This window comes from Undibacterium sp. Di26W, assembly GCF_049340265.1.
GTDB lineage: Bacteria > Pseudomonadota > Gammaproteobacteria > Burkholderiales > Burkholderiaceae_D > Undibacterium.
In genome coordinates this window covers 115,839-129,819 of record NZ_JBMPOR010000019.1, presented here as the reverse complement: position 1 = coordinate 129,819, position 13,981 = coordinate 115,839, and the positions used below count along the sequence as shown (strand labels likewise).

The following is a 13,981-nucleotide window of genomic DNA, read 5'->3' as shown; positions in this document are numbered from 1 at the left end:
AACGGCCACCATTATGATCATCGCACGTAAAATAGTGCGGATCGCTTTTACCTTAATCAAGAGCAAGACCGACTTTAATCCCGATCTCGTCGCAATAAAAACTTGACGGAAACCATAGAATCTAATCTCACCTACGCAGGTTTATTGTGCAACGAAGTTAAAGCAGTTTTTCGCAATTCGGATTTTTTGTATTTATATAGCGAGCTATATAATAGCAATCTATTTAAATGAAGAGCTACAAGGTAGTGGTTGCAGCGCCAGGCAAGTGCATCATCAGTGATTGGTATGTGCTTCATATTATTTATATAGCGCACTATTTATTTTAAAGCGATTTAAATTCAAGATTCAACAAGTAGTAAAGCAGTAGCAAAGCAAACGCAACACCGTAGCAAACCCATTGTTTTATTTTCGCAGCCATACCCGGCTGCACTCACTGAAAGGAAGTTGTATGTCTATAGTTCAAGTTCTCTATCGTGCCTATGCCAAAGCCACTGGTGGCCGTGATGGTCGTGCGGTTTCTTCTGATGGCGTACTGGATATCAAGCTGTCTACCCCTAAAGAATTGGGTGGTGCTGGTGGCGCGGCGACCAATCCCGAGCAATTGTTTGCTGCCGGTTATTCGGCCTGCTTTCTGGGTGCGATGAAGTTTGTCGGCCAGCGTGACAAGATCAGCATCCCGGCGGATGTTGAAGTCAATGGCAGTGTCGGCATCGGTGCGATACCACAAGGTTTCGGAATAGAAGTTGAACTGAAGATCAGCCTGCCCGGCATGGACAAAACCGTGGCCGAAGACCTTATTGCCCGCGCCCATATCGTCTGCCCATATTCCAATGCGACGCGCAATAACATCGACGTCACATTGACCCTGGTTTAAATCTGGCACACCACACCAACCCATCCATCATCACAGGACAGACCATGAAACATTTGAAAACCATGTTGGCAGCGACTGCCATCAGCTTATCCCTCACCAATGCCTTTGCCGCTGGCAGCCCGGGCGTGGAACCAACTACCCAGGCATTCCTGGAAGCCTTGCAGGCCGGCGGCGGCAAGCCGCTGGAACAATTGTCCGTCGCCGATGCACGCGGCGTACTGGTCGGTGCACAGGCAGGCGTAAAGCTGGTTTTGCCCAAGGCCGATGTCTCTGAAAAAATCGTCAGGCTGGATGGCAGCGACGTCAAGCTGACCATCGTGCGCCCGGCGGGTGTCAAGAAAACCTTGCCAGCTTTTATGTTCTTCCACGGTGGTGGCTGGGTGCTGGGTGATTACCCTACCCATGAACGCCTGGTGCGTGACCTTGTCGCCCAATCTGGCGCAGTGGCTGTTTTCGTGAATTACACGCCGTCACCAGAAGCCGGTTATGGCGTCGCCATACAGCAGGCGTATGCAGCGACCAAATGGGTGGCAGAACATGGCAAGGACATCCAGGTGGATGGCAGCCGCCTGGCAGTAGCAGGCAATAGCGTCGGCGGTAACATGGCCGCCGTGGTCAGCCTGATGGCGAAAGAAAAAGGCGAACCCAAGCTGCGTTCACAAGTCTTACTGTGGCCGGTGACGGATGCCAGTTTCGACAATGCGTCTTACCAGCAATTTGCCGATGGCCATTTCCTGACCCGCAATATGATGAAATGGTTCTGGGACAATTACACCACCGACCAGGCAAAGCGCAAGGAAATCCATGCATCCCCCCTGCAAGCCAGTACCGAGCAGTTAAAGGGTTTGCCACCAACGCTGATACAGACCGCAGAATTTGATGTCTTGCGCGATGAAGGCGAAGCCTATGGCCAGAAACTGGCTGCTGCCGGCGTGGCCGTTACTACCGTCCGCTACAAGGGTATGATCCATGACTTTGGCCTGTTGAATGTACTGAGCACAGTACCGGCAGTACGCTCGGCGATGTTGCAGGCAGGGGCTGAGTTGCAACTGCGTTTGAAGTAAGCAAAACTTTCTAAAAGCCACCCCGGCTACCATACAGCCTGGGTGGCTTTTTATTAATACCAACTCGCATCACTGAATGGCACACATGTCTTCACATTCTTTCTCGTAACCATCGGGGTCAGTCAATATTTTCTTTTTCAAGTCGTCGTTATCATCAATCTCATCGAGCAACCTGTCGGTATTATTGATGCGTTGATTGTCAAACAGATCGCGGTCCTTGCCAGCAGCACCACTTAATTCATGCACACCGAATTTCTCCGGATTGATGGCGTCTTCGGCCGTGATTTTCAAGCCTTCTACCTGCCGACTCTTCATCACCAGCGTTGGAATAAATTTAGGGTTGCGCAAGGCTTCCAGGCCATACAGAGACACGATGCTATCATTTCTTCCACCCACGGTGGGATAGAGTTTATTTTCGACCAGGCTGGCATAACTGCTTTTACCCTTGGTTCCCTCTAGGGAAACATGGGTAACTGCCAGCAAATCCTCGTAAGTCTTCAGATTGCTAGGTTTTTTTACCATGACGGAAAAATGCACTTTACCTATATCAAAGTGATGACTGAACTGAGTTTCTTTCTTTTTGTCAATCTTATTGTCAAACACATCTATTAATATGCGGTGCAGATCATAGACTTTGTTTCCTTTTTTGGTTTTCGCCTGTTTTAAAATCTTTTCAGACACTTCAAAAATATCTTCAACACGTTTGCGTTTTTCTGGATCAACCTGAAGTTTTTGGTTTTTAACCAGCCGGGATTTCCGTTCGTGTTCAAGAACAAAAGGAGATTTCTTTTTTTTATTTTTTTTATTTTTAAGGCGTGGTGCATCAACTTCCTTCAGTGTCTTACTGATTTTGTCGTAGACATAATGCCTGTCTGGATCATCCATTTTCTCGCGCATGTCTTTTTTACTGACGCCAGCCAGCTCGACCGCATTCTGATACGCCTGTGACTCGGCTGTTTTCAATTTGTGGACAATACGCTGCACGGTCAGGTGTTGATGTAGCTGGTAAGCTTCAGGCGCTGAACGTGGTGATGAAGGTGGTATGTCAGCCTGGCCTTGCGCCAGCCGCTTTTGCTGCATCGCCCCGCCCTGGCTCAATGCCCTGGCACCCATGGCATCGGCTTCTTGCTCCAGGCTGGCATCGTCATTGACGGCAACGCCCTGCTTGATTTTCAGCGTGGGGCGAACCCGACCTTGCGCCTGCTGGACCACATGCCAGGCTTCATGCGGCAAATGCCGTTCTTGCCCGGGTGCCAGGTGGATGGCATTGCCCTGGGCAAAGGCATGCGCCTTTAACTGGGCCGGTCTGGGTGAGTTGTAATGCACGCGCACATGGTCCATGCGCATGCCGGACAGGGCTTCTATCCCCGCTTTTAACTGGACTGGCAAGCCATTGGCTGCTGCTGCGGCTGCTGCCGCTGGCTTGGATTCTCTGGCCGGTCTGGCCTGCTCCATCAACTGGGCGCAGGCTTGCAGGCGCCGTGCTTGCGGGCTCTGGTTGGCCATTTGCTGCAAGGTCCTCTGCGCAAGGGCGGCGGGCCGCTGATCCTGCACGCAGGCAGCCACTGCCTGCCTTTGTCGCGCATCACCGCCCGCCACAGGCCCTGGCTGACGGAGTTCAGCTTTAGCGAAAAGAGGTGCTTTCATGGTGGCCCTGCTGAATAGGAAAAATGCGCACGATCAAACAAGAGATTACAACATGATCAATAACACAACAAGTGCTAATTGCCGGGAAGACGCTGGTTCGTTTGAGAGGGGGATGCGGGGTGAAGGATAGAAGTCAAAAAGCAAGGCCTCGCCTTACAGCTTTGTGGTCTTTTCTTTCTTCAACTCTTTCTGGCAATCCGCATAATTGGAAAATTCATAGATCACCCCTACCCCACCCTGATGGATGGTTTCTGCCTGGGCATAGACGATGATGTTCATGATATCGTCGGGCAAGTCTTTTACCGTTTTACCGGCAGCCCACCGATAGCCATAGCTGACGGAACCTTCTTTCAGGCCCACCATCCAGTATTGTGGTTTTCTGCGATACACATCGGCGCTGATGGCGTCTTTTTTCTTGCTGGGTTTGCCGTATTTTTCTTCCAGGCTGGCAGCCATGCGGTCTGCCGCCGCTCTGATTTGTTCACCATTGCCATTGACGGTATCAAAACGGGCATACCCGCCGATCTTGCACACCCCGCTCAAGGGTGTGGCCAGGGCAAAATAATCAGAAAAATCCGCCATGGGCCGGGGTGGCGTGCCGGTATACAGATGCCTAACCTTGTCTGATGCGCTATACGCCAGTTTGTTGGTCAATTCAGCTTCTGTGATCCCCATGACCAGGCCCAGCGGGCCACTGTAAGTGAGTGTGGCAGCCGCCTGCGATGTTGCTACCTGGCCTTCAAATGACGCCACAGATAATGCGCCGGGCATGGCAGAAGCACGGGCGGTGCTAACACCGGCTTTAGGTTCGGCTGGCTTTTGACAGCCAGCCAGACCGGCAAACCACAGACATAACAGACATATCAGACAGGACTTGCGCAAAATTGCCCCAACAGGGTGGTGTGACGAAGGCCACACTTTAACACGGCTCGTCAGCAACAAACCGGCTTGGCTGGTTTTGCGCCCATCCGCATCCACACAGTGCCGGCATCCCATCCGCCGGCCCGGTGTGGATGCCACCAGCTTATTTATTGGGTACCAACTGCCCCCGTATTTCACCAGCGGGCGAGAGTGCACTGTGGGCATTCATGTACAAGCCCTGTTCAAACAGCAAGATCGCATCGGCGTCGGCCAGTGGCACCAGGCCGCTTGATGCCCAGTTTAGTGCCGATGTGGTCGATACCGTGAAGGGTATCAATACCGCGCCGTTGGTGCCGGCAGCGCCACGATGGATGTGGGCGTTAGTGGGCGTAAAGCCAGCGACTGTCAGCATGCCGAACACCGTCTTCGTATCCGGATCGTAGGCAGCAAACCCCACACCAGTGGATGGCCGCGTAATCGGTGGATTTTCTTGTGCGCCGTTCATGTTGGCAATACGGACCTGATAGCCGATCTGCCCACGAATTTCACCCGCCGGCAAATCGGTCGTATGGATATTGAAATACATGGCCTTGTTACGGAAATCGCTGATCTGCGCATCCGTAAACGCGACGCCGCTGACCGCATATTTATTTGCCGCAGGGGTGCCGATCTGGAAAGTGACCGGGCCGCTGACAGCCAGCGCGCCTGTATGTACATGGGCTGCCGTCGGCACTATGTTGGCGTAGGTCAGTGTGATGTCCGCTGTCTTTGTCACAGGGTCGAGCGAGATCACACCCAGGCCAGTACCGGCGGCACTGTTTTGCGGATTTTCTTGCGAGCCGGAAAGATGGGCAAGCGCAACTTCACGTCCGATCTGTCCGCGAATTTCTCCCGCAGGGAATTTGACAGAATGGGCGTTGAAATACAGGGCACCCGCTTTGAAACTGGCGATTTGGTCCTGCGTCAGCGTAGCCCCGGTGGGGATGTTCCATTTCGCTGGAATGACGGCATCCTGTGTCATCGGCACGATCACCGCGCCGTTTTCCCCGGCGGCACCGAGGTGGATGTGTGCTGCGGTGGCCACCATGTCAACGACGGTGATCGACCCGCTGATCTGGCCGGTGTCTGTATTGACGCTGATGATGCCGGTGCCTTTTGCCAATGAACCGACATCACTCACCTCTTGTGTCGCCGATAAAGTCGCCACCTTGTTGACGGGCACGACCACATTGTTGCCGCCACAGGCACTCAGTACCCCGCTCAGTACCAGGACGGTGGCGCACTGCGACTGTTTGAATAACTTTCGTATCATGATGTCTCCTTCAGGTTATGTTGTTCTTGATTGACACAGGGCACCCCGCCCTGTCGCAAGAAGCGAAAGAACAGGTGTTGCCCGCGTTAATACAGAATAGATGCCAAAAGGTTCAAACCCTGGCAGATTTATTTGATGGGATAGTTGTGGCTTGTCTTGGGACGATACGAAGCGTCAGTATCGGTAGCAAGTACCAATTGGATGATAAAAAGACATTAATTTCAAGGTCTTTTCTGTGAACACCTAAATCAATCTTGAAGAGTTAAACTGTATATGCCTACCCACACCTTATTGATGATACACAGATGAAACTTATTCCCATGCATGGCCATCTGCTGATCCAGTGCACCCGGTTCTTGCGGTTTGCTGGCCTGGCCGCCCTGCTCGCTGGCACCACAGGGTATGTCGCGGCAGCCAATGCGGATAGCACCAGTCCACCAGAATGCAGTCACCTCTTGCCGCCCGAATACCAATGGCAGCCGCAAGACTGGTCGACCTTGCACGCGGCCAGCCTGCCGCGTGAATTGCGTATTTTCGCGAATCAGCAGCCGGGCTGTGAAGCAAACGCCACCCTGTGTGCCGCAGCAGAAAGCAATACGCTGATAGGCGTCAATGTAGATGTGTATTTCAAAGACTCTGCCATCTGGACCAAGCCAGAACAATTACTGCCGTATATGGAACTGGTCAACCGCTACTATCAGCAGGCGCGCATTGTCTTCCATTTCAGGTTCAGGCCTGCGACAGAGATACCGGCATGGACGGACCATATCAACCAGCTTTCGGTCATTTTTTCAGCCGCCATGCCGAATCCGGCAGGCACGGTGGCCGATGCCTTTGGCAATCTGCCGGCGGGTAAAGCGGTATTCAATGATGTGCTGATGAACCGTCCGGACAGACATGTCAATCGCTATTTCGCTATGGGCAAGCCACTCGGCCATGAGCTGGGCCATGTGCTTGGTCTGGCGCATACGCAAGACAGGGCTTTGTTGATGACGCAAGGCACGGCTCCACAAAACGCCCTCGTCATCACGCCAGAACAGGCATTGATCATGCGGATGATGGCCTTGCAACGTTTTGGCGGGGTGCTTGATCCGATAAGCGTATGCAAATAAGATTGTGTTACGATAAAATTTAACGCCAATCGGTGCGCCTGGCGCACCCTACACCGCAGCAATTTTACGTTCTTCGTAGGGTGCGCCATGCGCACCGATCCCGCCCGATTTTACGCACAACAACCCGTCATCGCTAAACGACTTTTCAAGGATTGACCACCTTGCACGTCGCCCCTTTTCCGACATCGCTAACCGCCACCCCAAACACCGCCTGCATGCCACATTGGGAACCGAACATGCGTTCCTGATCATGGCCAACGCCGTTCACTTCCAGATACTGGTGCATGGACATCAAAGGGGGAATACCCACCGGCAAGGCCAAAGCCGGATTTGCATTCGCCGCCGCTGTGGTTTTGGACTCTGCCCTGGCCTGCACTTTTCCCGCTACCTGCGCGGCCAGTTGCGTATCGAGCAGGGCTTCATAATGCCAGTATCCGCGTGCACGTTCCAGGCGGTTGGGGCCTTCTGCTTCGGCACCACAGGATTTATCCAGCACGCGGTGATTGGGGTCATTGTCGCTGGTGCCAGCCAGGTAAGTGACCTGGCGTTTCTGGTAGCGCCGGTATAATTCATCGCCGCTCATCTTGTTGGCATACGCCACCATGTGCTGCATGCCATAGCGGTAATCATCATAATTCGCACACACCGTCGTGTCATACGGCGCAAAGCCCTTGGCACTTGGGCGATCAGATGTGAAGTACAGATACGAAGAAGGGTTGGCCACCACATACTGCACATCCAGCCCCTGACTGCGCAGGCGGTCATCGACATGATTCAGCACGGCATAACGATGTATCAATTGTGCACCGCCAGAATGGCCGACAAAGTTGATCTTGCTGACCAGCGGAAAACGTTTTTTGTCAGCCACCATCAGAGCCAGGTCATCCAGCACCCGCAAGGAACTTAAATCCGCCGGCACACCAGCCGCAGCTTGGGCCACATCACCACCAGTCCAGCCCTGCACGGTCCACACCGGCATGCCGATAAAGCCTTTGTCTGCATCTGGCGTGCCGGGAAAATTAGGCGCAATAATCAACACATCCTGCCCGGACCTGCCCGATGCTTTCAACAGATTCATGGCGGCAGTATAATACTCATCCCCATTGCGCTGTATGCCATGCTGGATAAAAATCACTTCGCGAATTTTGCTGCTGTCTTTGTTGCCGTCTTTGCTGCCATCTGCCACCAGGTCGTGGTTGGCATATACCGGAAAATCATAGCCAGCCAGATGCACGCGCTGCCAGGCTGGTGCGCTGGTGGTTTCTGCGGCAAGGGTGGCGGTGCAGGCGATGTAGCCTGCAGTGGTCAATAGCAAGGCGGTGAAGGCGTGTTTGAACAGGTGCATGGGGGATCCTTTTATCATCTCATTGGGGGGAATGATAACAGGAGGTTCTTGAGAAAACACCATTGAAGGCAATAGTTGCTACTTCTTTTTCTTTACTATCTTATCGTCGTCTTGTATTGAACGCTTTCGTTTACTAATAAACTCTTTGTTGTTTCCAAAAATATTCCTGTTTAAGTCGAGTTCAAACTCTTCTGGCATCAATTCTGGTGATTTTTCGCGATAACGATTCTTTAATACTTCATGCCGATTACGATTGACGTTAACTATATTGGGATAAAGCGGGAATTTTTTCCCCTCTCTTTTCATCTTTCTTTCCATAGAGGGAATTTTGTGAAACTGGCTTCCCTGGCTGCCGCCAACTTTCTTCGCCCAACGCTCATGTCGTTCCAGGTCTTCATCTGAAAGTTTTTCTTTTTGTTTTTTTGATTTTTCCTTGGCTGGGCCAAATACCGTATGGTCCCGGAAAATCTTACTGGTATCCTCCTTTGGATTGTTCTCGAGTGCATAGGTGATATCCAGTAAATTATTTGAACTCCTTGCAGTTTCAGACAAATTGACAATACTCAATATAGATTCTTGCTTCACATTTTGGAAACTTTTCTTTTCATCCTTAATACCTTCAAGCAGCATCATGTTTACTTTTTCATTCTTTTCTTCGTCATCCTTTCCCTTCACATCTTTTTTTATTTCTTCTATCTCAATGTCGTAAGAACTGCCGCCTTTGGCAAAGTAACCTCGACCTTGCAAGGTCATTTTCCGGGGTTTTTTATTTTTACTTTTGAAGTCGATAGGGATAGAGTTTTTCACTTTATCTTTTCGGAAATCCTGAATTTCTTCGCTGCCAAATTTTATAAACTCCAGAGAATTTCTGCGTCGTAATTTGATCATCTCATCTGGGTTTTTGTCAATTTTCTCTTGGCGCTCTTCAAAAAAAATCACACCTATGTCCTGGATCGCGATTTTTATTTCTTCCACAATATGACCTGGCCAGCCCCAATCCCTTAGTTCCTGAATATTCTTGGCGTCTTTCAGAGCCTGCAGCAGAGTTTCCGCCGAATCAATAGAGGAATTTACCTTATTCACTTCATCTATCCAGCTCTTTTTTATCTGTGAGGTATCAAGCTGATTAGCCGCAGGAAAACGTTGCGCCACTGCGCCACGAACCATTGCCTGATCAACAGCAGCAACAGGTTTTGAATATGACTGCGCAATAGTCACACCTGCTGTCGCATTCGTAGCGGCCCCATGTTGCAAAGCCATCGCCCCCATAGTGTCGGCTTCCTGCTCCAGGCTCCTGTCATTATTTACTGGCACATCACCCTGCTTCATCTGCATGGTCGGACGCACCCGCCCTTGCGCCTGTTGCACCACATGCCAGGCTTCATGCGGCACATGGTGCTCTTGCCCGGGTGCCACATGGATTTCGCTGCCCTGTGCGTATGCATGGGCGTTCAGTTGTGCTGGCTTGTCGGAGTTGTAGTTGACCTTGACATGATCCATGCTTATGCCGGACAGGGATTCTATGCCTGCCTTGAGTTGATTCGGCAAGCCGGTATCATTGGCTTGGGATTGGTGTGTTGCCGGCGCAGCTAATTGGGTAATGCCTTCACCGGCAGATTTAGTCTGGAGAGTGCCATCATCTGCCCTTGGTATCAGCGGCGTATGCATCATGGCCTGTACCGCCCTGAGTTGCGCGGCACGCGGGCTGTTTTGCATCATGTGGCTATACGCCTTCAACTGCCTGGCTTGCGGGCTATTATTTCCCGTGTCTTGCAGTTGCTTTTGCACAGCCATCTGGGGGCGGCGATCAACAAACCCGGAAGTGATGCTGGCAGGACCTTCCTTGGATAATTGTGCAGTGTTTTCCTGCTGCCGCTTGGCCTCCCCCATATTGAGCGTATTGCCCACAGCACTATCGGTGTTGTTGCGGGTTTGATGAATATGCTCAGACATGGCACCCCTATAAACAAGTTTGCAGCGGCCTTTTTTATTATTTTAGCAAATAAATCCTCCTGCGCCTATCTAGGCCAAAGGAAATAAATCCAGCGGCAGCCCTCAATTGTCATGCCTGATGCCATAACAAACTGGTGAGCTGCCCATTTCCACCTTACTCAAAATACCCATCGGTCGATGTGGACAGCACACTCCATTGTGCCAGTTCCAAGCGGTGTTTTTTCTGCGTTGTCGCGCAACAGGGCGATGGCATCCGAACCGGCAGCGAAGTGCAGTGGCGGCGCAGGCAGTTTGCTGATGGCCAGCAAGGCTGCGCCCAGCTTGTCGGGGTCGTCAGAAAGAAGATAGGTCAACACGCCCTAGTAAATTTCCTTGATCACATCCTTAATTTTGGCTTTGCTGATGTGCTCTACACTGTATTCGATGGCGGCCTGAATGCCAGGTCTATGTATGGCGACAACAGTTCCGCGATAAAACACTTCATCCGTGCTGGGTTCGTATCTGAAAATCGGGAAATCGGTGTTATTGAAATCAGCTATCATGCCGGTCTTTATCACTTTGTCGCTTCCCTCTGCCATGATATATCCAGTTTCAATCAAAGCTTTTCTCGCCTTATCCACTAAGTTATTCAATAATTCATCTCGTCTTAAAGGCACCCCGAAATAGGTTTTCATACTCCCTTTAAATTCAAGGGTCTCAATTGGCACTATCCGCACCGTTTGAATTTGCTTGACTCGTTCCTGTAAATAGGTAATTAGCGAAGCTTTGTTTTCATTGACCACCTCTATGGCATCGCCGATTCCTTGCGTGAAATCCGCATTATATTTACCCTCTGGCTGGTAAGATGCAGCTCTCACTTCGCTGATGTATTCACCAGTTGGTTCTGTTTGGTCCTCAAGACGCCTCCCACTTACTTTCCAAGCCTCCAGTTCTTCAGCCGTATAAAAGTAATTGGGTGTTGGCGCCATATCCTTGGAGAATTCTGTGAGTGTTGAACGAATCAAGGTTGCGTTCCATGCTTTGGCCATCATCACATCAGGAAGAAAAGATGTCTCGGCATCGACTATCATCGGCACACCACCACGACTAGTGAATATATTTTCCTGATGCAGGTCGGTTACTCCAAGAAGCTTCGTCGCGATTGTCATGCTACCCATCTGCCGATAATAATTTTTTGCTTCTTCTTCCGTTAACAATTTTGCTCTGGAGAGATGCTCCATGTACCCATATTTCTCTGCACCACGCTCTTTCTCAGAAAACTTGGCCGTTGAAAAGCCCAGATTGAGCGCAGACCGCAGATTGGTTTTTCCTTTGCCTACGAAATGGATATCGGGGCTCAAAGATCTTGGCTTGTACACAACTTTTTTTCCGTCGTCGGATTCAACGATGCTGACGCTTTGTCCATCATTATGGTAATCAGACCCTGTCAGATGTACATGGAGCAGATTTTCAGATAATCCAAACTCACGGCGAAGATGCTGCCAATCAATAAGAATACGAGTCAACATCTTTTTTAAATTTTTTGTTAATAACTCAACCCTTTTTCTTGCAAATTCCAGATGCCATGGTTTTACGTCCGCATCACGGAATTTATAGGTGGCAAGCTCACCAAGGATTGCCGTTCTCAACACTTCTTTGTTCTTTTCTGTCTGAAATACAGTATCTGCTGCCAGGTATGTTTCACATACAAGACGAATCAGTAGCGAAGAATTCACGCCCTCATAGCCTTTGTCAACCCAATCGCCAGAAACGCTATCGTGAAGCACAAACGCCTTGGTCATCCGGACAGAAATTTGATTCAGTTGTAAATAAATTTCATTCAATGAACGTAAGGCTGCTGGAAAACTACTGGTCGCAACGGTCGATTTTTCTATCAGATCAAACTTCACTCGCAAGCTTTGAATCTGCCCACCATACGTAGTATTTTCAAACTCTTTCATTTCCTCCAGAAACACTTTCACTTTCTTTTCCTGTGCCAGTATTTCATCCTGCTTTTGATCAGGAAGAAAACTGCCCACATAATTCCAAAATCCTGGATCTGGTTTGAAACGTATCAACTGATATGGCGTAGTCACGCTGTTATATGTCATCGTGCCAGAATCTGTGATGCTTTTCTTACCCACACCCATGCTCTGTGCAACCTGCCCACCTATACCCGTCCCCACATCCAGCGCCCTGGCACCCATCGCATCGGCTTCTGCCTCCAGCCCTGCATCATCATTCACCGCTACACCCAGCTTCATCTGCATGGTCGGCCTGACCCTTCCCTGCGCCTGCTGCACTACGTGCCAGGCTTCATGCGGGACATAACGTTCCTGCCCGGGTGCCATATGGATTTCGCTGCCTTGTGCATAAGCATGGGCATTTAACTGTGCGGGTTTGCCGGAGTTGTAGTTGACCTTGACATGATCCATGCGCATGCCGGAAAGCGACTCTATGCCTGCCTTGAGTTGGTGTGGCAAACCTGTGTTGTTGGCTTGGGGTGTGGATGGTGTGGCTGGTGCGGCTAATTGGGCAATCCCCTGGTCGGCAGACTTTTCCTGCAGTGGTTCTTCCTCTTCGGCCTTTTGCAGCACGGGTTTATTCATCAAGCTCTGCATCGCCCTGAGCTGGGCGGCACGCGGGCTGTTTTGCATCATGTGGCTATAGGCTTTAAGCTGCCTGGCTTGCGGACGCTGATCGACAAATTGTGGGCTAATTGGTGGGCTCATGTCGGCGCGAGCATCCTCGGCCAATTGTGCAATGTGTGGCTGTGTCTTCACCACAGGCTGGCGCTGGGCGAGCGCATTATCCTGGCCGCCATCGACTTTCTTGCGAGTTTGATGCATATGCTCAGGCATGACATTCCCATTTCAGGTGCACTGCGTCGTTCAGATGGCAGGTAATCGAGAGCGCAACAACGGTGTTCAGTCCTTTATGGGACAAAACGTATGAGCATTACTTGTAGATTACTTGTGCCATTTTGTCAATTAATCTGACAAAAAAATCTTCTTATCGCCTATGAGGCAACAGAATTCTGCAGGGAATGCGTGTTCAGTGGATGGGAGGAGTAAAACAGTGTTGACGAGGAAGCTGAAGAATAGCACCGGTAAAGCAATCAAATTGCTGGCGATTGCTCGCCAACAATACCTATTGTGCAAACGGGAATTGCGCCTTACTTATTATTGAAAGGCTTTTGCAATTTCGATTTTTTCAGGTCAGGATAGGCTTGCTCGGCTGTTATCTCTGCCAATATCCATTCGTATTGATTGCGTCCATTTGGAGCTGCCGAGAATCGGTAGTAATAGGTTTTTCCAGCCTCCCAGTTGACGGCACCTTCTTGCAGGCCAGGTTTCTTTGCGCTGTCAGCAGGATCTTCTTTCGTCCACAGTTTCCACAAATTGATGGTCTTGCCTTGTGGCATATCGGCAGGCCATTTCTGTTCAAATTTGTGTTCGCCTGCAGGAACGTAGAACGCGGTATACCCTTCGACGCTCAGATCAGCGATATTTTTTCCATCAACATAAAAATAGGTATCGCGGCCACCCCCATACACGGTATTGAGACGATATATATAAACCAGTGCCTGACCTGCTGCCGGTGCTGGTGCAGCTTGATAAGCTGGACCAGTTGCCGCGCAGGCAGATAAAAGGAAGACGACGAAGATAGCTAGCAGACGTTTCATGAATTAGTATGCGCATTGAATAGCGCTTGCAGAATAAAAGGAGGTGAAAAGGTAACAGAACCGTTTTTGAATAGCAAGATGATTACATCAACCAGCATGATGACTGCAACGCGCAATAGTGGATTCCTGATCATTTAAAAACAAAAACC

11 protein-coding genes are annotated in these 13,981 nt (G+C 50.4%); 3 read left to right on the top strand and 8 right to left on the bottom strand.

Features of this window, described 5'->3' with window-relative positions:
- Positions 1-448: 448 nt before the first annotated feature.
- Together ACO0LM_RS20385 and ACO0LM_RS20380 are read left to right on the top strand one after the other, a co-directional pair.
- A complete protein-coding gene (locus tag ACO0LM_RS20385; RefSeq protein ID WP_423039378.1) occupies positions 449-874 on the top strand; it encodes an organic hydroperoxide resistance protein in 426 nt (141 codons plus the stop codon).
- A 44-nt stretch (positions 875-918) separates the two neighbouring features.
- Positions 919-1,938 carry an alpha/beta hydrolase gene (locus tag ACO0LM_RS20380; protein ID WP_423039375.1) on the top strand — a complete coding sequence of 340 codons (1,020 nt, stop codon included), beginning with the start codon at positions 919-921 and terminating at the stop codon, positions 1,936-1,938.
- Positions 1,939-2,007: 69 nt separating this feature from the next.
- Here ACO0LM_RS20380 and ACO0LM_RS20375 read toward each other — a convergent pair whose 3' ends face one another.
- The 3 genes from ACO0LM_RS20375 to ACO0LM_RS20365 form a co-directional block, all read right to left on the bottom strand.
- Positions 2,008-3,585, bottom strand: a complete 1,578-nt coding sequence (locus ACO0LM_RS20375) for a DUF4157 domain-containing protein (protein WP_423039373.1) — start codon at positions 3,583-3,585, stop codon at positions 2,008-2,010.
- A 153-nt stretch (positions 3,586-3,738) separates the two neighbouring features.
- On the bottom strand, positions 3,739-4,467 hold the full coding sequence (locus tag ACO0LM_RS20370) for a hypothetical protein (RefSeq protein WP_423039371.1): 729 nt from the start codon (positions 4,465-4,467) through the stop codon (positions 3,739-3,741).
- 142 nt (positions 4,468-4,609) lie between these two features.
- Positions 4,610-5,758: a CHRD domain-containing protein gene (locus ACO0LM_RS20365; protein ID WP_423039369.1), complete on the bottom strand. Its 1,149-nt coding sequence runs from the start codon at positions 5,756-5,758 to the stop codon at positions 4,610-4,612.
- A gap of 305 nt (positions 5,759-6,063) precedes the next feature.
- On the opposite strand from ACO0LM_RS20365, the gene ACO0LM_RS20360 reads away from it, so the two are divergent.
- Complete coding sequence (locus ACO0LM_RS20360) at positions 6,064-6,870, top strand: hypothetical protein (protein ID WP_423039367.1); 807 nt, start codon at positions 6,064-6,066, stop codon at positions 6,868-6,870.
- A gap of 145 nt (positions 6,871-7,015) precedes the next feature.
- Here the strand turns inward: ACO0LM_RS20360 and ACO0LM_RS20355 are convergent, their stop codons facing one another.
- The 5 genes from ACO0LM_RS20355 to ACO0LM_RS20335 form a co-directional block, all read right to left on the bottom strand.
- Entirely contained in the window at positions 7,016-8,215 is a 1,200-nt protein-coding gene (locus ACO0LM_RS20355) for a hypothetical protein (protein ID WP_423039365.1), read from the bottom strand.
- A gap of 78 nt (positions 8,216-8,293) precedes the next feature.
- The gene (locus ACO0LM_RS20350; RefSeq protein ID WP_423039363.1) at positions 8,294-10,168 is read right to left on the bottom strand and encodes a DUF4157 domain-containing protein; all 1,875 of its coding nucleotides are present in this window, start codon (positions 10,166-10,168) and stop codon (positions 8,294-8,296) included.
- A gap of 158 nt (positions 10,169-10,326) precedes the next feature.
- Entirely contained in the window at positions 10,327-10,524 is a 198-nt protein-coding gene (locus tag ACO0LM_RS20345; RefSeq protein ID WP_423039361.1) for a hypothetical protein, read from the bottom strand.
- 3 nt (positions 10,525-10,527) lie between these two features.
- On the bottom strand, positions 10,528-13,008 hold the full coding sequence (locus ACO0LM_RS20340; protein ID WP_423039359.1) for a DUF4135 domain-containing protein: 2,481 nt from the start codon (positions 13,006-13,008) through the stop codon (positions 10,528-10,530).
- 314 nt (positions 13,009-13,322) lie between these two features.
- Complete coding sequence (locus ACO0LM_RS20335) at positions 13,323-13,832, bottom strand: DUF2846 domain-containing protein (protein ID WP_422989296.1); 510 nt, start codon at positions 13,830-13,832, stop codon at positions 13,323-13,325.
- Positions 13,833-13,981: the final 149 nt, after the last annotated feature.

Coding starts and splice junctions, on each gene's coding strand:
- ACO0LM_RS20365 (WP_423039369.1), bottom strand. CDS start 5,758: ATGATACGAAAGTTATTCAAACAGTCGCAGTGCGCCACCGTCCTGGTA.
- ACO0LM_RS20360 (WP_423039367.1), top strand. CDS start 6,064: ATGAAACTTATTCCCATGCATGGCCATCTGCTGATCCAGTGCACCCGG.
- ACO0LM_RS20350 (WP_423039363.1), bottom strand. CDS start 10,168: ATGTCTGAGCATATTCATCAAACCCGCAACAACACCGATAGTGCTGTG.
- ACO0LM_RS20340 (WP_423039359.1), bottom strand. CDS start 13,008: ATGCCTGAGCATATGCATCAAACTCGCAAGAAAGTCGATGGCGGCCAG.
- ACO0LM_RS20380 (WP_423039375.1), top strand. CDS start 919: ATGAAACATTTGAAAACCATGTTGGCAGCGACTGCCATCAGCTTATCC.
- ACO0LM_RS20375 (WP_423039373.1), bottom strand. CDS start 3,585: ATGAAAGCACCTCTTTTCGCTAAAGCTGAACTCCGTCAGCCAGGGCCT.
- ACO0LM_RS20335 (WP_422989296.1), bottom strand. CDS start 13,832: ATGAAACGTCTGCTAGCTATCTTCGTCGTCTTCCTTTTATCTGCCTGC.
- ACO0LM_RS20385 (WP_423039378.1), top strand. CDS start 449: ATGTCTATAGTTCAAGTTCTCTATCGTGCCTATGCCAAAGCCACTGGT.
- ACO0LM_RS20355 (WP_423039365.1), bottom strand. CDS start 8,215: ATGCACCTGTTCAAACACGCCTTCACCGCCTTGCTATTGACCACTGCA.